The sequence below is a fragment of the Rhizobium sp. rho-13.1 genome (assembly GCF_007000305.1).
In the GTDB taxonomy this organism is placed as follows: domain Bacteria; phylum Pseudomonadota; class Alphaproteobacteria; order Rhizobiales; family Rhizobiaceae; genus Rhizobium; species Rhizobium rhododendri.
Window position 1 is genome coordinate 67,676 of sequence record NZ_SCFL01000006.1, and the last position, 20,835, is coordinate 88,510.

21 protein-coding genes and 1 pseudogene are annotated in these 20,835 nt (G+C 54.8%); 12 read left to right on the forward strand and 10 right to left on the reverse strand.

The annotated features are described in order from the left end of the window. Window positions 1-156: 156 nt before the first annotated feature. The 3 genes from EQW76_RS16605 to EQW76_RS30235 all read left to right on the forward strand — a co-directional run bounded on the left by EQW76_RS16605 (window position 157) and on the right by EQW76_RS30235 (window position 3,209). Window positions 157-651: a cupin domain-containing protein gene (locus tag EQW76_RS16605; protein ID WP_142831889.1), complete on the forward strand. Its 495-nt coding sequence runs from the start codon at window positions 157-159 to the stop codon at window positions 649-651. A 95-nt stretch (window positions 652-746) separates the two neighbouring features. After that, on the forward strand, window positions 747-2,822 hold the full coding sequence (gene treS, locus EQW76_RS16610) for a maltose alpha-D-glucosyltransferase (protein WP_142831890.1): 2,076 nt from the start codon (window positions 747-749) through the stop codon (window positions 2,820-2,822). Between the two features lie 279 nt (window positions 2,823-3,101). Beyond that, window positions 3,102-3,209: a hypothetical protein gene (locus EQW76_RS30235; protein ID WP_348539568.1), complete on the forward strand. Its 108-nt coding sequence runs from the start codon at window positions 3,102-3,104 to the stop codon at window positions 3,207-3,209. Between the two features lie 781 nt (window positions 3,210-3,990). Here the strand turns inward: EQW76_RS30235 and EQW76_RS16620 are convergent. Then, entirely contained in the window at window positions 3,991-4,902 is a 912-nt protein-coding gene (locus EQW76_RS16620; RefSeq protein ID WP_142831892.1) for a LysR family transcriptional regulator, read from the reverse strand. A gap of 248 nt (window positions 4,903-5,150) precedes the next feature. Between EQW76_RS16620 and EQW76_RS16625 the strand changes: the two are divergent. The 4 genes and pseudogenes from EQW76_RS16625 (at window position 5,151) to EQW76_RS16640 (ending at window position 8,805) form a co-directional block, all read left to right on the forward strand. Continuing rightward, window positions 5,151-5,816, forward strand: a pseudogene (locus EQW76_RS16625) (ABC transporter permease subunit). Between the two features lie 4 nt (window positions 5,817-5,820). Next, on the forward strand, window positions 5,821-6,531 hold the full coding sequence (locus EQW76_RS16630; RefSeq protein WP_142831896.1) for an ABC transporter permease: 711 nt from the start codon (window positions 5,821-5,823) through the stop codon (window positions 6,529-6,531). A gap of 111 nt (window positions 6,532-6,642) precedes the next feature. After that, on the forward strand, window positions 6,643-7,488 hold the full coding sequence (locus EQW76_RS16635; RefSeq protein WP_202617178.1) for a transporter substrate-binding domain-containing protein: 846 nt from the start codon (window positions 6,643-6,645) through the stop codon (window positions 7,486-7,488). Window positions 7,489-7,569: 81 nt separating this feature from the next. Next, entirely contained in the window at window positions 7,570-8,805 is a 1,236-nt protein-coding gene (locus tag EQW76_RS16640; protein WP_142831898.1) for a CapA family protein, read from the forward strand. A gap of 91 nt (window positions 8,806-8,896) precedes the next feature. On the opposite strand, the gene EQW76_RS16645 is transcribed toward EQW76_RS16640, so the two are convergent. From EQW76_RS16645 to EQW76_RS16660, 4 genes are all read right to left on the reverse strand, one after another. Next, on the reverse strand, window positions 8,897-9,385 hold the full coding sequence (locus EQW76_RS16645) for a helix-turn-helix transcriptional regulator (protein ID WP_143123038.1): 489 nt from the start codon (window positions 9,383-9,385) through the stop codon (window positions 8,897-8,899). Between the two features lie 381 nt (window positions 9,386-9,766). Next, on the reverse strand, window positions 9,767-11,167 hold the full coding sequence (locus tag EQW76_RS16650) for a hypothetical protein (protein WP_142831902.1): 1,401 nt from the start codon (window positions 11,165-11,167) through the stop codon (window positions 9,767-9,769). Window positions 11,168-11,176: 9 nt separating this feature from the next. Beyond that, on the reverse strand, window positions 11,177-12,391 hold the full coding sequence (locus tag EQW76_RS16655; RefSeq protein ID WP_244615523.1) for an MFS transporter: 1,215 nt from the start codon (window positions 12,389-12,391) through the stop codon (window positions 11,177-11,179). A gap of 74 nt (window positions 12,392-12,465) precedes the next feature. Further along, the gene (locus EQW76_RS16660; RefSeq protein ID WP_142831904.1) at window positions 12,466-13,386 is read right to left on the reverse strand and encodes an AraC family transcriptional regulator; all 921 of its coding nucleotides are present in this window, start codon (window positions 13,384-13,386) and stop codon (window positions 12,466-12,468) included. A gap of 292 nt (window positions 13,387-13,678) precedes the next feature. On the opposite strand from EQW76_RS16660, the gene EQW76_RS16665 reads away from it, so the two are divergent. The 4 genes from EQW76_RS16665 (at window position 13,679) to EQW76_RS29760 (ending at window position 15,968) form a co-directional block, all read left to right on the forward strand. Beyond that, the gene (locus EQW76_RS16665; RefSeq protein WP_142831906.1) at window positions 13,679-14,683 is read left to right on the forward strand and encodes a class I SAM-dependent methyltransferase; all 1,005 of its coding nucleotides are present in this window, start codon (window positions 13,679-13,681) and stop codon (window positions 14,681-14,683) included. Window positions 14,684-14,887: 204 nt separating this feature from the next. Continuing rightward, a complete protein-coding gene (locus EQW76_RS16670) occupies window positions 14,888-15,427 on the forward strand; it encodes a hypothetical protein (protein WP_142831908.1) in 540 nt (179 codons plus the stop codon). 29 nt (window positions 15,428-15,456) lie between these two features. After that, window positions 15,457-15,669 (forward strand): hypothetical protein, encoded by a 213-nt coding sequence (locus EQW76_RS16675; protein WP_142831910.1) that lies wholly within the window; start codon window positions 15,457-15,459, stop codon window positions 15,667-15,669. Window positions 15,670-15,839: 170 nt separating this feature from the next. Next, window positions 15,840-15,968 (forward strand): transposase, encoded by a 129-nt coding sequence (locus EQW76_RS29760; protein ID WP_244615534.1) that lies wholly within the window; start codon window positions 15,840-15,842, stop codon window positions 15,966-15,968. Between the two features lie 114 nt (window positions 15,969-16,082). On the opposite strand, the gene EQW76_RS16685 is transcribed toward EQW76_RS29760, so the two are convergent. From EQW76_RS16685 to EQW76_RS16705, 5 genes are all read right to left on the reverse strand, one after another. Then, window positions 16,083-18,098, reverse strand: a complete 2,016-nt coding sequence (locus EQW76_RS16685) for a hypothetical protein (RefSeq protein ID WP_143122982.1) — start codon at window positions 18,096-18,098, stop codon at window positions 16,083-16,085. Continuing rightward, entirely contained in the window at window positions 18,064-18,378 is a 315-nt protein-coding gene (locus EQW76_RS29145) for a hypothetical protein (protein ID WP_244616973.1), read from the reverse strand. Before EQW76_RS29145 ends, EQW76_RS16685 begins: the two co-directional genes overlap by 35 nt. Window positions 18,379-18,461: 83 nt before the next feature. Continuing rightward, window positions 18,462-18,794, reverse strand: a complete 333-nt coding sequence (locus EQW76_RS16695; RefSeq protein ID WP_244615524.1) for a hypothetical protein — start codon at window positions 18,792-18,794, stop codon at window positions 18,462-18,464. 76 nt (window positions 18,795-18,870) lie between these two features. Next, the gene (locus tag EQW76_RS16700) at window positions 18,871-19,620 is read right to left on the reverse strand and encodes a ParA family protein (protein ID WP_142831914.1); all 750 of its coding nucleotides are present in this window, start codon (window positions 19,618-19,620) and stop codon (window positions 18,871-18,873) included. Window positions 19,621-19,700: 80 nt separating this feature from the next. Beyond that, entirely contained in the window at window positions 19,701-20,033 is a 333-nt protein-coding gene (locus EQW76_RS16705) for a hypothetical protein (RefSeq protein WP_153816493.1), read from the reverse strand. A gap of 115 nt (window positions 20,034-20,148) precedes the next feature. On the opposite strand from EQW76_RS16705, the gene EQW76_RS16710 reads away from it, so the two are divergent. Then, the gene (locus tag EQW76_RS16710) at window positions 20,149-20,829 is read left to right on the forward strand and encodes a nuclease (RefSeq protein WP_142831918.1); all 681 of its coding nucleotides are present in this window, start codon (window positions 20,149-20,151) and stop codon (window positions 20,827-20,829) included. The last annotated feature ends 6 nt before the right edge of the window (window positions 20,830-20,835 follow it).

Sequence of the window (20,835 nt, forward strand, 5' to 3'; positions counted from 1 at the left end):
GTAGGCGTTGCCTTCGAAGGTTCCACCAGTATTCGCCGCTGGTGTCTGTGCGCGGACGGGGGATCCTTACCATTCGCCGCAGTATCCTCCCGTCTCACCTAGGCTAAGGAACATTTTGAGTGCTCCTTTCGTTGCGCTCTCAGCGGGGAGGGTATCATGGACGTCGAGCGAATTTTTCTTCAGCCCAGCGGTTGGGTCCCAAACAACACCAAGCTTCCGGTGTTGCTATACAAATCGGCCATCGACCCAATGGACGCTCCCAGTGGGTTTGAACAGCTATTTGCCAAGAATGGCTGGGAAGGAATCTGGCGCAACGGTGTTTTCAATTATCATCATTATCATTCGATGGCGCATGAAGTGCTAGGGGTTGCCTCAGGGGAAGCCGATTTGTTGATTGGAGGTATGAGCGGGTTTGAGGTGACCGTAAGATCTGGCGACGCCTTGGCGCTCCCTGCAGGTACTGGGCACAAGAAGCTCAGTTCGACCAGCGACTTTGTCATGATTGGTGCATATCCGGCCGGTCAAGAAGCCGACATCCGGACCTCGGCCGCTTCTGAAGCGCAACTCAAGCAGATCGCGCGGGTAAGGATACCGGGAAAAGATCCTATGATGGGACGTTTAGGACCCCTGATCAAAATATGGACAGAATAGCGGGACGCTCCCCCGACTAACGCGCCAAGCATTAAAAACGAGTTCGGCCGACTATTCATCTGGTCCGAAGATCGCAATTACTTTTGAGGTCGAATATGGGCAATCAAGACACCCAATATACGCAGAAACTTCGTACAAACTCTATGTTGGCCTACGCACGGGAACGAGCTGCGCTTTACGGAGGTAAGGCACGTATGTGGCAGCGCCGGTACGGAGAGGCCAACCCGCGATCGGCAGCGGCGATCGCCTCGGTTTGGTTTTCCGCATACCCCAGCTCTATCATAACCGACCGCGACGGGTCGGTGCTCGCGGCCCTAGGCGATGCGAAGCTATGGTCCAGCCTTTCTAACGTCGGGATAAAAGCAATTCATATCGGGCCGACGAAGCAGGCGGGTGGTTGGAGGGGCGACGAACTGACGCCTTCTGTCGATGGTCATTTTGACAGGATCGGTGTCGGCACGGACCCGGCCTTCGGGACCCAAGAGGAATTCGTGAATCTCGGGCGCATGGCAGCGGCGTTTAACGCCGTAGTGCTCGACGACGTGATCCCCGGACACACTGGTAAAGGGCCAGATTTCCGATTGGCGGAGAGAGCCTATGAGGATTACCCCGGCCTTTATCACATGGTCGAGATCGCCGTTGAGGACTGGGGCCTCTTGCCTGAGGTCGAGGAAGGCAAGGACGCGGCAAATCTGGGCGGTCCGGCCGTCGACGCCCTCTGTGCAAAGGGCTACATCGTCGGTCATCTGCAACGGGTCATCTTCTTTGAACCCGGCGTCAAGGAAACCGACTGGAGCGCGACCCCGCCCGTTCTAGGTGTCGATGGCGTAGAGCGGCGATGGGTTTACCTCCATTATTTCAAGGAAGGCCAGCCGAGCCTCAATTGGCTCGACCCTTCGTTCGCAGCGCAGCAGATGATTGTCGGAGACGCCCTTCACTCTATCGATGTGCTCGGCGCACGAGGTCTGCGTTTGGATGCGAATGGCTTCCTTGGGGTCGAAGGTTTGGGCTCCGGAAAAGCATGGTCTGAAGGACATCCTCTGTCGGTCGTCGGCAATCAACTCTTGGCGGGTGTGATCCGAAAGGCAGGTGCATTCTCGTTTCAGGAATTGAACCTCGCGGTCGACGACATCGCCACGATGTCCAAAGGGGGGGCAGATCTCTCCTACGACTTCGTTACGCGACCCGCCTATCACCATGCCTTGCTTACTGGCGACACCGAATTCCTGAGAATGATGCTGCGTACTGTCCACGAGTTCGGGATTGACCCTGCGAGCCTCATCCACGCTCTTCAGAACCATGACGAGCTGACACTCGAGCTTGTCCACTTTTGGACGCTGCACGCCGACGACATCTACACGTTTCAGGGGCAAACCTGGCAAGGAAGAACGCTTCGAACCCACCTGCGCGAGACGATGTATGAGAGACTGAGCGGAGCCAAGGCAACTTACAATCAAAAGTTTGTGACGAATGGCGTTTCCTGCACGACAGCTAGCGTGATTGCAGCCGCTCTGAACATCGAGGATCTCACGCAGCTTTCGCACGATGACGTTGAGCTGATCAAGAAAGTCCACCTGCTTCTAGCTATGTACAACGCATTTCAGCCGGGAATCTTTGCGCTTTCCGGATGGGATATCGTGGGGGCGTTACCACTGCCCATCGAAAGCGTCGGGTCACTCGTGGCGGACGGGGACACACGGTGGATCCACCGTGGCGCCTATGACCTCATGGGCACCCTGCCCCATGTCGAGCGTTCCTCCCATGGCCTCCCTAGGGCAAAGTCGCTGTATGGTTCTCTTGCCGATCAGCTCGAAAAGCCGGGCTCTTTTGCATCTCAACTCAAGAAGCTGCTGTCGGTCAGGGAAGCATATGGCATTGCAATGTCGCGCCAGATCGCGATCCCCGATGTTCACTCACCGGGGCTTCTGATCATGGTTCATGAGCTTCCGGAAGATCGCGGGACGCAGATCACCGCGTTGAATTTTGGGAACACACCCATTTCGGAAATCGTCAAACTGGAAAATCAGGCTTCCGGCCCTGTAATCGACATGATCCACGAAACCATCGAAGGCGACTTGCCGGAGACTGGAGAGCTGACGATAAACCTCGAACCTTATGAAGGACTTTCACTTCGCGTGGTCGCTGCCTTGCCGACATTGGGCCAAGGATAGACGATGGACGAGCCGACAACGTCAGGGTCAGACCCATGGAACAATCACCAGTTCAAAAATGAAAGCCAAGGCACCACGGGCGGAGGCATGCCAACATCCAACCGCAGAGTGAGCCCAATTCCGCGGAACATGTGACACTTTCAGCAGCTATTCAGAGGCTGATTCGAGGAGATAATCACGGCATTTGTGAAAACAAAAGATAGCGTGCAACTACAGGTGAAGGAAATGGGCAAGGGTCGCCCCGCGGTTCTCATTCATGGTTGGACGCTGACCGGTGATATGTTCGAATTTCAGACCCTACCTCTGTTGGAGGCTGGATACCGTGTTATCACATATGATCGGCGTGGCTTTGGCCAATATGGACATCCGGCGGATGGGTACAACTAGGACACGTATACCGGCGATCTTGCCGCCGTATTGGAGGCACTCGATCTCAATGAGGTTGCTCTCGTCGGCTTCTCGATGGGGGTGGCGAAATTGCCCGCTATCTGAGCCGCCATGGCGCATCTCGCATGCCCAAGTCCGTCCTTATAGCGTCCCTTGCGGGCTATCTTCTGAAGGACGACGCGTGTGTTCGAGGGCATGAAGTCCCAGACCCGCAAGGACCGCGTTGTCTTCCTTCAGGAATTTGCGAAAACATTCTACGCCTTTGGATAGGTTACCAGCCCTGTGAGCGATGGCATCCTCCATTGGTCGTTCACTCTCGGAACCATGGCCAGTCCCAAGGCCACGCTCGACTGCGTCGACGCCTTCAGCCGAACGGACTTTCGTAGCGATTTCGCTTCCTTTACAATCCCAACCTTAGTCATCCATGGAACAAACGATAAAAACCGTACCAACCGGCCCCTCCAGCCGCACAGCGGCGGCCGGTATCGTGGTTGCCCGCCTGATCGAGTATGAGGGTGAGCCTCACGGGCTTCTTGCAACCGTTCCTGATCGCCTCAATCGACATCTGCTTGACTTTCTGGCTGAGGTTGTTCGGTCAAAGTTTTTAGTGTGACGCCGCCATTTGCCCGTCGAAGCGCGTTAAGCCGCATTCGACCACCACATACAGCCACCCCAGGACAAGAAGCAATTATTTCATGGAAATTTCCTTAAGCACCAATCTATTGATCTCGATGCTTTCAGCCGAGGGAGCGGCCATATTGGAACGGCAAGTGCAGCACGGCTAGCGAGCCTGATCCACCGCCGCTGCGACAAGAATCTCGGCCACGAATCGAAGAGCATCACTCAGCTTCCGCTCCTTCTGCCAGATAATAACATAGTGATATACTGCTCCTGGCTGGAACGGCCGGAACTCGATGCCGAAACTGGCATATTCCTTCGCAATAATCTCGTTCGAAATGGAGATGCCAATCCCTGCCTTTACGTAGCCGACATCGTGACCATTCGAGTCATATTCTACGACAATTTCCGGCTGAATTCCTATATGTCGCAGCGCATTGACGCTCATCTGGTGAGACGCAACTTGCGGGTCGATGTCGATAATGGCTTCACCGACAAGATCTTTGGCGGTGACCACATGCTGCAATGCGAACCGATGATTTGGTGGAAACAAACACACGTTGGTCGCCGCACCAATTGGCATCCAATCGAAGATGCGTTCGTCTAGCGGCAGTCGTGAGATCCCGAGATCCACCCTACCGCTTTGAACATGGTCAGCAATCTGCTGATAGCTGCCCGATTTGACCTGCACTTTATAGGAACGGCTTGTCTCTCTGATGCTCTTGACAACCCTCGGTAAGGTCCCGAACGAGAACGCGCTCGGCGCTGCGATCCCAATCACTCGCGTATCGTTGTTGCGCAGAAATTCGATCGACGGTCCAATCCGGTCTAGCCCCGCGAACGCCGCATCGATTGTGTGCAGAAGTTCCCATGCCTTGTCGGTAGGACTTAATCTGTTTGTCTCGCGACGAAAGAGTGCAAAGCCGATCGCCTCCTCCAACTGCCTGACGTTCTGACTAACCGCCGGTTGCGATATTCCCAACGCTCGCGCTGCAAGCCTTTCCGATCCCGCGCGCAGGACCTCCCTCAGGACTTGAAGCTGACGGATCCTTACCGTTGATCCAACGATCTCCATAGGCGTCCATCCCCCAGCCCATATCGCGCAACGCAATGGGCCATAAGCCATACTTATCGATATTTCTCTCATCTTATAAATTGACGGCCGAAAGGCAAAGTATATTTTTAGATATAAGTCACATTAATCATGAGTTAACAGAGACTTTTCTTTCGCCATATGGTTACATGTACAGCTCAAGTGAAGTATTGAGCAGTATGTATACTTATGAATATCTACTATTCGCGATGAAAATAGGAGCTTAGGATTTGTTAGACTTTACGGACCAGTTCCTTCATGGCTTGACGAACACGCTCATCGTCTTTTTTTTGAGCTGCGCACTTGGAACCACATTAGGGTTGCTTATCGCAATTCTCAGAAACTCAAGCCGAAAAACTCTCGCAGGCGGTATGCAGGCCTATACGGGGATTGTTCGAGGTGTTCCCGAACTCCTCATTATTCTCCTTATGTATTTTGGTTGAACGGCTCTCCTCAGCGCGGTTGTTGGTCGCTACGTCGAGATCAATGCGTTCGCCGCCGGGGTAACGGCTTTGACCGTCGTGTTCAGCGCCTATGCTGCAGAGATATTCCGTGGGGCTATCAACGCAATTGCGGCGGGCCAAAGGGAAGCGGCCATGTCACTCGGGCTGTCCCGCTGGCAGGTATGGCTCCTGATTATCATTCCCCAGATGATCCCAATCGCCTTACCCGCCTTCTGTAATCTTTGTATCTCCCTGATAAAGGATACGTCGCTGATCTCAGTCGTGGGGCTGACGGATGTCATGCGTGTTGCCTATGTAGGCGCAGGTTCCTTGCGCGCGCCCCTTCCCTTCTATCTCGCCGCGTCCGCAATCTATCTTACGCTCACGAGCCTCTCCCTGCTCTCGTTCAAGCTGATCGAACGTCGGTACTCCCTTTCCTGCGCGAAAGGCTGACGTGATGAGTACCACAGTAGCCCTCGAAGCACTTTTCACCCTTCCCAGAGGCCTCCTCTTGACGATGGCGCTCACATTTGCATCACTTGCTTCGGGCTTTGCGATCTCGATACCGTTGGCTTTCCTGCGCGCGTCATCCAACCTCTGGGCCTCTGCACCCGTGCTTGCCTATACCTATGCCTTTCGCGGCACACCACTGCTTGTGCAGCTTTTTCTGATCTACTACGGCGTCGCGCAGCTTCCGTTTATCCGGCAGAGTTTTCTCTGGCCCTTGATAAGAGAACCGTTCTGGTGCGCATTCATTGCCTTCACCTTGAATAGCGCTGCCCATACCACAGAAGTTCTTCGCGGCGGAATCCGTGCGATCCCGCAAGGCCAGGTAGAGGCGGCCAAAGCCTTGGGCATGTCGCGCCTGCATATGGCTCGGTTGATCATCTTCCCGCTGACGATCCGCATTGTTCTTCCAGCCTACGCGAACGAAGTCATTGGCATGCTGAAGGCAAGTTCACTCGCAAGCACGATCACCTTGCTGGAGATAACCGGTCTCGCACGCCAGTTGGTCTCCGAGACGTTCGCCCCGTACGAAGTCTTCGTTGTCGCCGGCTGTCTTTACCTGTTCCTTACCCTCGTGATTACGAAGATTTTTGGGGTTCTCGAAATGCACTGGGCGCGCACAACCAACCCCCCCCTCGCCATCCCGGGCCGTTCAAAATAGCGCCCACCAAAGCCACCCTTCGCTACCGCTGGAACGCGAAGCTAAGCCCGGGGTCAACGCTGGCTTATCAGAACCGTAAGATTCAAACCCAATAATGAAAGGACTATCGTCGTGAAACGAACCACAATGCTCGCTCTATTGTCCCTGCTGATTTGCGCCACCAACTCAGTCGCGATGGATAGAAAGGCAATCACCATCGCTTCCGAAGGTGCGTCGCCGCCCTGGAATGCCATCAATGCCGAAGGTAAGCTGTTCGGGTTTGACATCGAGGTCGGGCGTGAACTCTGCCGGCGGATGAATGTGGAATGCACTTTCGCAGCGCAGGACTGGGACGGCATTATACCGGCGCTGACCGTTGGCAAGTTCGACGCCATCATGTCAGGCATGGCGATTACGGAAAAGCGAAAGAAGTCCATCGCCTTCTCTCAGCCCTACGCCGGAGGTTTCAACCAACTCGTCGTGCGCAAGAACCTCAACCTGCCTGCGACCGATACATCGAAGAAATTGAACCTGACGAGCATCGATGCCGAAGAGCAGACCATGCTTGATCAACTTCGCGTGGCGCTCGCCGGCAAAACCCTTGGCGTTCTGCGATCTTCGAATTCGGAGGCCGTGTTGAATGAGCTGTTCGGTAAGGTCGCGACGATCAGAAGCTACGATTCCCAAGACAATATGCATCTAGATCTCGTGGCCGAGCGGATCGACGGCGGCCTTGCCGATTACTTCACATGGAAAGCATTCCTGGATAGCAAGGATGGCGAAACCGCAACGTTATACGGTCCACAGCTCTCGGGCGGCCTGTGGGGACCGGGCGTCGGTGTCGGCCTGCGAAAGAATGATCAGGACCTGATCACCGCGTTTAATAGCGCCATTGAAGCTGCGACGCGAGACGGAACGTTGAAGCGGCTGAGCGAGGAATGGTTCAAAATTGACGTCTCACCGCAGGCTTCGAACTAGAGGCGCACTCCGCGCGCTTTTTCCTTGGCCAATTGGCTGAACGCATAGCTTATCGATTATCAAAAAATCAAGGGAGACTTCATGTCCTCGCCCTTTTCCATTGCCCTGACTGGTCAATCACTAATCCGTCACGATCTGAGAACGATAAGTGACCCCAGACTGCATGACATCGCACAGATTCTTAAGGCGAGTGACGTCGCTTTCACCAATCTTGAGACGACCATTTATGGCCGTTATGGCGGCTGGCCACTCAAGGGCTCATACTTCGGCGCCTCCGCACCTGAGGTTTTACCAGCTCTGAAGGAGTTAGGATTTAACAGCCTCGCCTTGGCAAACAACCATGCCTTTGATCTCGGCCCGTCCGGAATCCTTTCGACGCTGGAGGAGGTGGCGTTACAAGACTTTCTTCATGCCGGTATCGGTGCGGATAAGAGTCGTGCCGCCAAGCCTCAGAAAAAAACATTCGGATTAAGGAGCGTGGCACTGATTGCTATGGATGCCGGCCCAGGACCGTCGTTCATGTATGCTGAGGATGCAAGCCAGGGCCGGATGGCAAGGCCCGGCATCAACAGACTGAAGGTCTCAAGAGTATTCGATGTAGAGGTGGAAACATTCAACATACTTCGCTCCATACAAAGCCGATTTCTAAGTTCAAATCTGGAAAGAGCCAATTATGCCCAACCCGAGGATTCGCCTGAGGTCGATGACAACATCGAAATAGACTTTTACGGAACGACATTTCGTAAAGCCGATCACAATGTCCGCCATATCGTGATCGACAGACATAGCGCCTGGGCCCAGCTTTCCGCGATCGTGGAAGAAGCAAGCACCGACACATTTGTCATCGTGTACCTGCATCACCACCATTGGGAGCCGAGCTGGCAGCAGGTACCCTCTTGGGTCCAGGAATTTGCCCATCAGTGCGTGAACGCAGGCGCAGGCCTTTTCGTCAGCCATGGCGCACCAGTTCTGCAAGCAATCGAGATATATCGAGACACACCGATTTTCTATGGCCTCGGAAATTTTCTGTTCCACACCCAGAAGGAGGAACGAGAATGGAGCCCGGCGGAAGTCTGGAAAAGTGTCGTAGCGACCTGCAACTACGGCCCCGGTGGGCGATTGCAAGACATCAACCTGCGTCCAATCGTGATCGGCGGAACCGAGGCACTGGCCGACCAAGACCGCGATCGACTCCCCTTTCCTGTTTTGGTCGACGGCGAGATGGCGGACGAGATTCTCAAAGATCTCGCCGACCGTAGTGCCGGCTTCGGCACTCTCCTGTCTCTAGAGAACGGTATCGGTCGGATCGTTCTGTAAGGCTCGAAGCGGAAATAAGAAGATCTGACGTTGTGCGTCTCAATCTCAAGGAGTGGCGGCCCTACAGCCGCCAATTTCACACTCGTCTACACTAACGATCCGTCCCGAGTTGCTCTTCCATTTCTTCCTCAGCAATTGAGGTGACGAGAGCGACAACGCGGCTGCGGACACGCGCCGGAAGCAGCAAAACGTCCTCAATCAGACGACGCCCTTCCGCAGTGGAAATATAGGCAATCCTTTCATCGATCTCGGTTGTGATTTGGCTGCCCTCAGAGTCTACCGGATCCGGAAGGCCTTCGAAAAACTTTGAAACAGGGACGCCGAGGCGACTTGCAACCTCGTAGAGCATCGAGGCGCTGACACGGTTCCTGCCACTTTCGTATTTCTGTACCTGTTGCAGACTGACACCGATGCCGGCACCAAGATCTCCCAACGATACATTCGACTGTATCCGGCGGATCCGAATCTGCTGCCCGACATGGAGATCGACTGGATGAACCGTGTCGTGTTCAGTTCGCGATAGCGTGCCTTGCGCCCGCCTCGATGATCGGATCTGAATGGCTGCTATGTGGCTATTCATGTTCGACACCCCGACTGGAGAGTTTCATGCGGTACGCCCCCGCTGAAAACTCGCTTAACCCACTGATCGGGGAGTTAGAACACCGTGCTAGACGGCCCAATGGCCTTTAGTTCCGAGGAACCTGGACATGCGCCACAGGCTCCCCGACCACAAAGGTTAAGAAGTGTGATGCCGTACCGGCCGGCACCAACCGCTAGCAGGGGGTTCTAATCCCCAAGGCAGCGCGTACCGCCCCGCCGAGAAAGATAGTTGAAATAAGCTCGCTGCGCAACCGAATTCGTCACAAAATTCAAAGACTTCGGGTCAGGAGTGCGAGTTCGTCATCGAGCCAAAGCTCACAACCTCGCAGATAAGGTGTCGCGGTGGATTGTTACAGCACGATCAGGAAAATGCCCATTGCTGGCAACCCTTGCTCACCTTTCCTGATGCGAAAGCTGCGGCCAGCTCCGCCCATAAAGGATCCTTTGTGAAGCTTGTCAGCGATCCGACAGCTTCGTCAATACGCATGTGGCCGAACCGGTCGAGAAGCGTCTCAACGCCGGCGTCGCCGACGGTGTTCAAGAGCGAAAATGGCTCGCATGGCGAGGAGATGATTCGGTGGGCCCACGCGCCCGGTCGCTCGTCCTCGGCCAGCGCGGTGAGAAGTTGCGCATCATGATCCTGGCCTCTCAGCGCTTCACAAAATGCCCAGCGCATCAAAGGATAGTAGACGGTGTGTCGACTTCCGCCAAGTGCACGAACGCCGGGCAGAATCGATGTGACGATAAACATTAGGAGGAGGTTCGGTACGATCCGCCGCTTCGCCAAGGCCTCGATCAGACCTTCCGATAGAAAGTCAATTCTGATGTCATCCGCACCTCTCGAACGGAGAACGCAACCATCGAGCCAGAGCGGAATTAGCCGCCCATTAGTAGAGCCCCAGAAAAAGTGCGTCGAGTTCTTAAGCCAACCCTGCCACGTCGAACCGGCGAGTTGATCGATGCAATCGAGCAGCTTGATAGCAAAAGGTCTGTTCTCGATCAGCCCCGTCCGCAACCAGGACCGCTCATTGCAAAGATGATCTCTCACGAGATCGGCAACATCATCATCATCGAACTGAAGGAAGTCGATCCGGCGGTCGAAATAGCGATTCCAGAGTTCGATGTTAGCCGCCTTGATTGCCTCAGATGCTGAAGGAAACGCGTCGGCGGGCAAGCTCGCACGTAGGTAGGAAATTGCGTCTGAGTCGGGGCCGGGCTTGTCGGCATTTTGAAGTCGGAAGCTGTAGCGATTGTTTCTGCCTAAAATGCTGTAGGGGATCATCTTGCTGCGCGACAGGCCGAAGACATTGATTGCCTCGCCTTCAATTTGAAGCCAAGCAGGACCCTTACGGCCGCGTTCCACGAACTTTACGGTCGAACAACCATAGGAGATGTAGCACCTCCTGCCATGGGCGCGCAGTCCCATCAATGAGAAAAGATGGGTATAGAATGCATCGGGCTCAATCAAAAGGTGAAGGTGCGGACCGGTCTGCAGGACGGGCGCGAACTCAATCTCTCTTTCAAGTCGAGATGCTTGTTCTTCCGAAAAACCCCGGCGCCGCGCCACCGCACCAATCCGTGACTGCAACAGCGACATGGCTTGGCTGCGAGCGGCGCAAGCGGGATGATGGCGCGCAACAGAGAAGACCGACTTGGCATAAGCTTCCACCGGCGCCTGCTCGAACGGTCGAGCCCAGGGTAAAAGCTCAAATATCAGAGCCAAAACCTTGCCCTTGGATACGAGTTCTGCTTCGCTCGACATCTCTACTCCTCAAACAAGCCGGCTTTTCAGCGGCCCTCCCCGATCCATCCTAAAGTAAAGGACGAGAGCAACGGCGATCATAACCGCGCCGAAATACGCGAATATTTGTGAAGGCAGGACGGTGTTACCGAAAAAGCCGATGATTCCATAGGTTAAGAGCCCGACAGCCATGCAAAGTGTGTGGATCTGGCTGCGAGCACGTCCCAGCATACTAACTGGGACAACGGATTGAACCTGCACGTCGATCAGAACACGCGCGATATTATAGCTCATACCAAGAATCGTCATTTGAAAGACCGCCAAGACAACGCCTGGGACCATCCAAAAACCGAGAAGAAACAGGCCAGCAAGCCCCAAATGAACAAGAATGTTCTGCCACCAATGCCGACGGCCCAAAAAAAAGCTCGCACACCCAGAGATTGAACCAAAGGCCCATCCCGCCTCAAGATAGCCAAATTGCAGCGCCGTGCCGTCCAGTTCATGGATCACATATGCTGAGGCGAGCACGCTCACAAGCATGCCCATTGTGTAAATCAGAGCGTATATAGATGCGTTGGCCTTCAGCGACTGAAGTGTGAACGTCGTTGGCAAGAGGTCGAGGTAACGAATGCCGCCGCTCATAGCAAGCTGTTTGGAAGAGTAGAGTTGCCTTCGGCTGCGCATAGCCCGCAACGCCAACAGAGAGAGAATAAAGCAAGCGCCAGGTAGGACAGGCACCAGATCCATGCCCATAGCGGTCAGAGCGGCTCCCATGACAATGGCTGCGAGCAAATTGCCTGCTTGCATTCCAACATACGAGGCAGAGTTGAATGACTCGAGCTTTTCGGCACCGACAATCGACGGAATCATGGCTTGTAATGCCGTCGAATAGGTTCTGTCGATGACAGCAAAGATGATCCATGAAATGTATAGGATGAGGAGGGGGTCCACAAACGAAAAACCTACTCCGGTCGATACCATCAGCGCCACCCGCAGCAGATCACAGATCATACAGACAATGCTGCGATCAAATCGATCGACCACCGCGCCGCCGACATTACTCGTCAACAATTCGGCGGCACTGCCGAGCGCGAGGAGAATGGCAAGAGCGCTCGCCCTGTGGCCAATATCGACGGCGATCCATGCCGTTAGCACAAAATAGGCATTGCGGCCGACAGACGATGCCACCACGCAGAACAATAAGATGCGGCAAGCGGCCTTCCGCTCGATTGCGCCGCGTATCAATATCCCGACCCCATCAGCAAGCCCTCCTGGCAATAGAATGATTTCATTCTAGTCCCCTCAGGGGCCTGCGGCTTTCATGAAATTGATATTATTCTTGGCTCGGAACGAGCAGGTTCCCTCCAGACAGCACGGTATCCCTCAGGAGAAATCCCCGTATCGCGTCGAAATCTGGTCGAGAGATGGCTTCCACTCGCATAGCCACAGGCAAGCGCCACCTCCGTTACAGTCATCGCTGTCGTACGAAGAAGGTCGCTGGCGCGCTCGAGGCGACGCATATTGTAAAAGGCGTAGGGTGTTATGCCTTGCGAGTACTTGAATGCGCGGCAAAAGTGCTCGTAGGTCACGCCTGCTTCTTCAGCGAGCAAGCGCACGCTTGGAGGTCGCTCGATATACGCATCGATTTTTTCAATCACTCTCTTGAGCAGCGCCGGCGCCAGGCCTCCGCGGTGCGCCTTGCCCGATGTTCGAGAGCCACGTTGCAAAAGTCCAAAGATGGCCGTTAGATGTCCTTCGACGATCAGGTCGGTAATAGGATCGTCATTCAAGAGCTCGCGGGCAATCTGACGCACTAAGCATTGTATTGGCAGATCCCTGAAACCGAGCTTCGGACGCAAGCTTCCCGCACTCGGCAACCTTGCAGATAAGTCGGACAAGAACTCGCTCGCCACTATTATCATGAGATAACAGGCCTCGCAGTCGCCCTCGTCCCAACCACTCCAGCGGCAGCCAGGCGGAACGTAAACGAGTGAGCCGTCCTGACGCGGAGTAAAGCCGACATTTCGCCCGTCAATATGATTTTCGCCGGACTTCGCCGCACCGCGTATGTTGAGAAAAATCAGGTGGTGATCCGTTACCACGTCGATTTCCTGCCGAGCTAAGCCGATCCGACGAACGACATCGGCACGCGCGTGGCTCCAACGACCTTGCTTGTGAAGGATGACCTGCGCTTGCGACTGCTTTATTTTTTCGGGTTGAACGGCCGGAACGATCCCCAAGTTGACTGGCTTCTCCTGTTTAAGATCGGTGTAGAGGCAAGCATATCTGACTAAAAGTTGCCGATCAAACCTCCTCTAACCTGAGGTCGAATTTCATATCAATTTCATGTAAGCCGATCAAAATCGTGGATGCAAGAAACCAGAGCGCGCGGTCATGCTTCGGCCGAGCATTGTCGCAAAAAGGGCGTTGGTGTCGTTGATAATTCACATCAGCGCCGGCGCTTCGAATTTCTGAAGTTCGTCTTTCAAATGAGCAGGCTGCGATAATGCGAGAGAAAGGCAGGTCTTTCGCATGCACGGATTTGAAGATTTCATAGTGGAGTGCGACCGCGCACCCCGTCTCAACGAGCTCTCGGAATTCTTTTCGACAACGGCAGCTGGTCAAACTGGCATGCCCATTCGGCCACCGAAGCTCGACTATCGGCTCTTCCCGCTCGACTCAACATTTAAGCGCTTTTCAGCTCTTCATCCGCTACGGCAAGGGCCATTCGATCAGCACTATCTCGGCAGCATACCCTATAGGTTCGAAGAGGAATGCCGCATGGGCTGTGCAATCCTCAAATATGCCCGAGCCAGAAAGGGACGGTTGAAGCTCTACACATTGGGAACAGCAGAGGGCACGATGGCGCGCGTGATTGCCGAACTCGGCAATGGCAGGATAGACACATTATCTTGCAGCCCAAATGTCGAGAATCTGCGAAGTTTCTACGCCTACGGTGTTCCTCCGCATGCCACATTTTTTCACGGACCATTTCATCATCTGACTGCGCGAAAAATCCAAGATGATGATGAGCTACGCGCATTCACTGGCGGCTTTGACATCATCGTCGAGGACACGACGTTTCAGATGTATTCGCCCAATCGCTTCGATCAAATTCGCTTTGTATCGCAGCATCTCAGAAAAGACGGGCTTTTCATCTTCATCGAAAAATTCAGGCACGACGACGCCGAGGAATACCATCGGCGCGAGCGGCAAAAGGACCACGGCTTCAAGGCTCGGTTTTTTACCCCTTCCGACATTCGAAAAAAAGAAGAAACTGTTTTAACACGAATGAATCGAAACGAAGTCAGCTTGGCGAACATAGCCGCGACACTGAGTCGCTTTTTCGAGCACACATTCGTCACATGGAACAGCGGCAATTTTTATTCGCTTGTGTCCAGCAACAGCGCAAAAAATCTCGACCTCTTTCTATCGAAGCTGTGCCCGGCCGCAATACCAGGAGAATATGTCTATACTGACCTTCCTCATCGGCTTTATCCGAATCCGAAGCAGCAAACACAAGGTGTTAGCCTTTAGGCAACCATGACCAGACATGGCGGCGAAACAGCCCCCGACTCGTTAGCCAGCGTCTGATTATATGTGCACACTTCAAAAAGGCGGGACCTTGTTGGCCCCGGTGGTCAAGGTATGATTTGCCAACTACGAAGAATTGCTTCTGCCGGCCTAGTTATTTTTGAGGAAGAAGGTCTCCTCCTGAGGCATAGAGGTGTATCCAGAGACATGACGCTGAAGGATATCAATCACGAATTCGTCGAAGTTCTAAAACAAATCCGAGAACTTAACGTTCACTTTGGCTTTATCTCGCGCCGAAGTGAAGGGGCCGGAACATCAGAAATTTCGACCGTGATGGCAGTCCTCTTTGAGTTGCTTTCCATTCGGGGAGCACGACCCGATTTCTGGATCACGGACACGGATTCGTCTCAACCAAACGGAACCGAACTTCAAGGTTCAAACAAATCGCGACCCAATACCGCCACGCGCATGATTTTCAGAGCCATCGAGTGCTATGGGGCCGATAAAGGTAGTGTCGTGATTGTCAGCAGTTTAGTGAAATCTATCCGTGCGGCAAAAGAAGCGGGCATCTTGGGAATTTTATGTTCTAGCGGGAGAGGCGATGAGAATATTCTCAACGAAATTAAGTCGCAACCTGATCGAATTGAAATTACCGACATGGACTCGCTTTCCAGCGCCATCGGACGAATCCTAGGCATCGGGGAGAAATTGGCGTTTGACGTCGACCATAGTGGGCGGTGGCGGTAGAATCGAGATTGAGATCGGGGGGTAGCAGTATGGCCGTTGATTGGGATCAGATCGGAACGCTGAGCAATACGGTCGGCGGCTATGACATTCGAACTGATCCTCTCTGGATTTTAGTGATCACGGCTAAGCAAGGTCATGAGGGACCGCTTGATGAAATGTATATTCGGATGGCGGACGGAAAGGCCTATGCACCAGATGGCATCGAAGTTTTGGCGCTCAGCCCGGATCGGAAACGTGGCTGATATTGCCGGAATGAGAGATGGTTGAATCGAGGCTGCTAGTTGGGGGCAGACTTGGGCTGGGGCGATCTCACTGAAGTGGAATGGCGGGTTCTGAAAGACTTGCTGCCGTTAGAGCCTGAAAGCCGTGGTCGGGGGGGGCTCCTGAGCAAAATCGAACGATCATCAATGGTATCCTTTGGCGGCTTCGGTGCGGAGCGCCGTGGCCCGATGTTCCGCCCAAATATGTGAGTTGGAACTTGATCTATCGTCGTTTCCGGCGTTGTAGCAAGGCCGGGGTTTGGGAAACCGTGGCGGTCTAGGCTATCCCGAACAAGCACGGCTAAAACGATAGGGATGAGATGTGTTTTTCTGCAGCAATCGGTCAGTTTTTTAAGTGTGAGCCGATCGATCGTCGGTAGCCCCTAATAACGACATCAGCGGCCGCGTTCTCTGTCCTTTTCCTGAGGCGGGCGAAGCTTGATGGATTTCGGAATCTCCCTATCGCGCTGCTGCACTTTTGACCGCTCGCTATCCGAACGATCTTTTTCAGGTCGGTCGCGCTCGGTATTGGAGCGAGCGATGCGAGCTGCATCGATAGAGCGATTGTTCGAGCTCTTGTTCACTATTCTAAGCTCGTCGATGTGGTCACGACCGGCGGCCGATTTTGTTTCAAGGGGTTCCGACTTGCGCTTGACCTGGCTTGCATCGATACGATCCCGCTGCTTTGCAACCCTTGCATCCAACTGTAGTCCGACAACCTTTCCAATGATCTTCGTCGCCTGCTCAAAGATCTGCCGATCGGACGAATCCGTGATTTTTGCTGCCGCATTGCTGGCGGTTGTCGCTATCGTTTCCTTGGCTGCCTTTGCCTGGGTGGCGCTGATGGGTGTGGACCGCAGCATGTGTTCTTCACCTTTCTCCCGTGTGGGATCACGGCCCTCGCGGACCGCTGCTTCAAGCCTGCCATACTCGCGCCGAAGACCGATGCAGAGATCATGGCTCAGTTCTCGTGCCGTACTGGGTGCTGATCTGTCCCTGGCGACCCCTTCAAGCATCTGAATGACGCGCTCGACTGAACGTCGGCTCTGGTCGAGCCTCACCCGTGCGCCTTCATGCTTCGGTGCGGTCGGCGTGTCGCGAATCTTCGACCTAACCTTCTCAATTACATTTGACGGCGCGGTTGCTCCCATCCGCCGAAACATTTCCCATTCCCATCGTTTGACGGGGGGCGGGGCTGCACGGTCGACGCGCTTGTGAAGACCGATTGCGATGCCACGCTCCCACGCCCTCTCCGCAAAGCGCGAGCGCCATTCGGTGAAGTCGCGGATGTTGGGGTTAAGCATCTTTCCACTGGTGTTGCGCAGCGCAACGATGACATGAAGGTGTGGATGTTTTCCGTGATCGGTTCGGTTATGGATGGCGTAGGCATAGCGATGCCCAACAAATTGCTGCTTGAGGAAGTCACGCCCCGCGAGGACGAACTGGTCGCGATCGACATTGGCTGGTCCAGACAAAAGTAGGTGCATGAAATCCCTCGGCTGGCGGGTCTGCAGAAGGGCGCCGATAATCTTGCTCTCGGCCGTCAGCTGTTTGTGATCCTTTGTGCTAACTTCCCGCCGCGCCGTGCCCTGCTTGTAGCGCCCGCTCGCGCCAGGGCGTTCCTCGACATGCGTCTTCGTCGAGATCGTCACCTCCGCATCTATTCGCTGCATGGCGTGAAAGGTCGCAGTCAGGCCTTTCGGGCCAGATGAAAATTCAACCGGACAGCGCGAAACTGGTGTGATTCCTTCCTGCCTCAACACCCTGTTCAAACGAGCGTCGATCGCACCTACGTTGTCGATTTCGGCGGCGATGCGATTTCGGCTGCTGCGGTCCGATCGATCCTTTTTCTCATGGGCAATGACAAGAGCGAAATGCAGACGCGTACCACCCTTAACACTCGCGCCCACACTGAAAGCATAGGTCCGGTCGATATCGCCGACCCTGCGAAACCCTTCGTCGGCGAGGGAGCCGAGGGCGCGGGCAACCCGCTCCCGGTCTGCGCTTTCGAGCTCGTAAGCCAAGCGAAGAATATCATCGCTGCCTTTCCGATTTCCAAACTCGCGCTCCCATGACCGCACCGTGGCATTGAGATCGGACACTTCACGGCCGTCCTGGTCGCGCGCCTTCTCCTCCTTGCTTTGGTAGGCAAGGACGTTGCGCATCGAACTAGCACCGGCACCATAAGACAGGACTTTGACCACAACGGCGTTGTTGCCGGCGGCTCGACTGAATGCCGCAGCCGCCCCGCCCTGTCTCGTCAACGGAGCGGCCAGTCTCGCCGGTATCGACCTTTTTACTCCCCCGCCCCCGCCGCGTCGACGCAGTTCGTCGTCGATCAGCTCGAAATAGCTTGGCAGCCGACGACAGCCCGGTCTAGATCCGGAGCGACTTCTGGAAAGGTCGTTCATCGTGTTTCCCGATCAGGTCGGCGATATAGGTTGACGGTCTGACAAAAGCTGCATCGCGAATGGCGTCGAGAGCGGCCATGACCTGCGCAAGCTTGTCCATAATCGGCTCGACTGCCGCAATCTCGGCTCCCTTGTCGGAGAGAAACGCTTCGTTTCGAAAGGCCAGTTCGCGCAGAAACTGGTGCATATTTGCCAATTGCCGGTCATGTTCTACGAGCATTGCAGGAACATGCATGATTTCCCGCGTGACGATCAGCTTGGCGACAATGTTGGCAGACACATCGAGCCGTCTGGCAAGGGCCTCCACATTAACCAGGACGTGCGGTGGTAGACGGAACATAATAGCCGGTTGGCGCATCTCTCCTATAGCCCCCTCGCCTGCAGAGCCTCAAGTATCAACCGGTGCGTAGCCGATGACAGTTGCTCGTGACGCTCGAGCGAAACCCGAAAGATCTTTGTGAGCACGTCGTCGTCGAGATAAAGCGAAATACGTTTTCGTTTGGTGATGAGGCTGCCCGCAGGCGGATTCTTTCCCTCCTTTGAAGGGCTGGTCCGGACGTTTTTGCCAGACGTACGGCGCTGTTGCGGTGCGCCGCGGACGGTTGCCTGCTGTTCTTTTGTTCGAGGAGGTTCCTCGGGCATAAGCTTTCCAAGATCGACGTTGGTTGGCATATAGAAGGTCGCCGTCTCCTCCACGTCCTTCGCCCGATCTTCTCTAGATCGACCAAGAGCGAGAATGTTTCCAGCCGGTATTCTTTCCCTCGACATTGCGCTATGCGGCCTCCACCTGCAGTAGGTTGATGAATTCGTTGTTGATCCTTTTTACAAGATCTATCGCGTCGAGAACGCTCTCGGAGGCGCGACGCTTTGCCGACGGCGTCAGCACCGGATTATTCTCTATGCTGGCGAGCTTCGAATAGAGCGAGCCGAAGCCGGCTCCGACATCGCTGAAGTGGTTGCTCTTGCGAACAACAGTGTCCACTACCGGAATTCTGCCGCTTGTGAGGATGGCGTGAACCTCGGGCAGCGAGCGGTTGTGTTTGAGCGCGATCATGTCGACATAGTTCCAGATCGCAGCGTACGGAATTGGTCCCTCAGCCCGCTTTCTGGAAATCTCCTTCAGGATTGTCGCCACCTTGATGGCCGAGGTCGCGGCCGTCGGCTCCGGTATAACCGGGATAAGAACAGCATCACACTCATAATAAACGTCGATTGCGCGTTGATGGACATATCCGCCGACATCATAGATCCGGATATCGGCCTCCGGTGCGTCGGCCAGGCGATCCACAAACCTGTCCTCCGGAGCCACGCGTAGATGCAGCAGGGTCCCGTTGGTCGGAAGAAGTCCCCTTTTCGTGGAGACATTGTACCAGCGCGTCGATGACTCCTGTTCATCGCAATCGATCAGCAGCGTCCGGTGTCCTTGTTGGGCAAATTCGGCTGCGAGATTGATGTTCAAGGTCGATTTTCCGGCACCGCCCTTGAACGTCGAGATGGCTAGCGAGAGTGGTTTGACTGTCATGGCGTCGTCATTCCCGAAGCTTCGCTAATCGTTGCTGCCGCGCAGCGATCAGATCGGCATTCTGCCGTGTCGCTTTGCGCTCACGCGCTATTTTCGCTTGCGAGTCTCTGGCCGGCCAGAACTTCAGGATCGGCAGTAAAAGCAGCACGGAACAGAATGTGGTTGCGGCGCTGAACCAACCGGATTGGGCATAGAGCTCTGCCGCCCAATGCCAAAGCCCCCGGGTCCACTCCGTCGGAAGGAAGGCGTATGAAATCGTCAAAGCAAGACCGTATGAAACGAATGCTGCCAACGACACCCAGACAGCCGATACGACCAAAAGGTTCGTGATCAAAATCAGGACCCACGCCGCCCGAAATGGGAAGGTTATTAGCCTGAGAGCCTTCCGGTATGCTGACATCGCCTTTCTCCATGCGCATGTTCCGTAGTCCCAAGAGACATAACCCAATCGCCGATGATTTTCCAGACTTGCACTGCAGTATAATTTTGTGCATGTTTCAGATTGCCAACAGATTACGGAATGCGAGCATGAATCCTGGCGCGTGGTGGTTTAACTGCTTATTCTTCTGCACATTTGCCAATGCGACGATGGCCATTGCGCTCGCAGCACAGGATGATACGGCTGCGAAGTTCGTCAGCGAATATCAAACGGCCTATGCCCAGGGGCAAGATCTTGTTCCTGCATCGCAGACGCCCCTCGATACGTCATCGCTTGCCACGCGACTTCATCTTCAAACAATCAGACCTCAGAGCGCGTTGGGCGGCAGCGCGTTTCTGGCCTCCGACGGGACGGTGGTTAAATTGGCTGGCGCTCAGGGTTGCCTTTCAACCGAGCAGATTGCATTTGCAGGCCTACAGGCGACGTGCGCCATGATCTCGCTGGCCGGGTTGATCGCGGTACTCGCCGAGGCAAAGGCGGCGGCAGGCGACGCGTTTCCGTGCCACGTCCTCGGCCAAAATCGGGGCACGCCGCCGGTGCATTATGCCGAATGCTTCTTCAACAAGGATGGTGCAGTGCAATCGATATCCGAGACGCTCATCGGCAGGGGACTGGCTTTCGCAGCACGTGACCGCGCCGGCTGGCCGATATTTCCAGACTATGCCAAGGTTGAGGAAGATGCGCACAGGAAGCGGGTCGGAATCTGGGCAAATACCTATTTCGTCCACCCCTACGGTGAACGCCATCGCGCCAATCCTTCCATGAAATGATCCGGA

Excerpts from the sequence above, each read along its gene's own strand:
- EQW76_RS16665 (WP_142831906.1), top strand. The coding sequence starts at position 13,679 with ATGCACGGATTTGAAGATTTCATAGTGGAGTGCGACCGCGCACCCCGT.
- EQW76_RS16685 (WP_143122982.1), bottom strand. The coding sequence starts at position 18,098 with ATGAACGACCTTTCCAGAAGTCGCTCCGGATCTAGACCGGGCTGTCGT.
- EQW76_RS16630 (WP_142831896.1), top strand. The coding sequence starts at position 5,821 with ATGAGTACCACAGTAGCCCTCGAAGCACTTTTCACCCTTCCCAGAGGC.
- EQW76_RS16605 (WP_142831889.1), top strand. The coding sequence starts at position 157 with ATGGACGTCGAGCGAATTTTTCTTCAGCCCAGCGGTTGGGTCCCAAAC.
- EQW76_RS16700 (WP_142831914.1), bottom strand. The coding sequence starts at position 19,620 with ATGACAGTCAAACCACTCTCGCTAGCCATCTCGACGTTCAAGGGCGGT.
- EQW76_RS16620 (WP_142831892.1), bottom strand. The coding sequence starts at position 4,902 with ATGGAGATCGTTGGATCAACGGTAAGGATCCGTCAGCTTCAAGTCCTG.
- EQW76_RS16670 (WP_142831908.1), top strand. The coding sequence starts at position 14,888 with ATGACGCTGAAGGATATCAATCACGAATTCGTCGAAGTTCTAAAACAA.
- EQW76_RS30235 (WP_348539568.1), top strand. The coding sequence starts at position 3,102 with ATGTTCGAATTTCAGACCCTACCTCTGTTGGAGGCTGGATACCGTGTT.
- EQW76_RS16705 (WP_153816493.1), bottom strand. The coding sequence starts at position 20,033 with ATGGAGAAAGGCGATGTCAGCATACCGGAAGGCTCTCAGGCTAATAAC.
- EQW76_RS16645 (WP_143123038.1), bottom strand. The coding sequence starts at position 9,385 with ATGAATAGCCACATAGCAGCCATTCAGATCCGATCATCGAGGCGGGCG.
- treS (WP_142831890.1), top strand. The coding sequence starts at position 747 with ATGGGCAATCAAGACACCCAATATACGCAGAAACTTCGTACAAACTCT.
- EQW76_RS16710 (WP_142831918.1), top strand. The coding sequence starts at position 20,149 with ATGAATCCTGGCGCGTGGTGGTTTAACTGCTTATTCTTCTGCACATTT.
- EQW76_RS16650 (WP_142831902.1), bottom strand. The coding sequence starts at position 11,167 with ATGTCGAGCGAAGCAGAACTCGTATCCAAGGGCAAGGTTTTGGCTCTG.
- EQW76_RS16675 (WP_142831910.1), top strand. The coding sequence starts at position 15,457 with ATGGCCGTTGATTGGGATCAGATCGGAACGCTGAGCAATACGGTCGGC.
- EQW76_RS16640 (WP_142831898.1), top strand. The coding sequence starts at position 7,570 with ATGTCCTCGCCCTTTTCCATTGCCCTGACTGGTCAATCACTAATCCGT.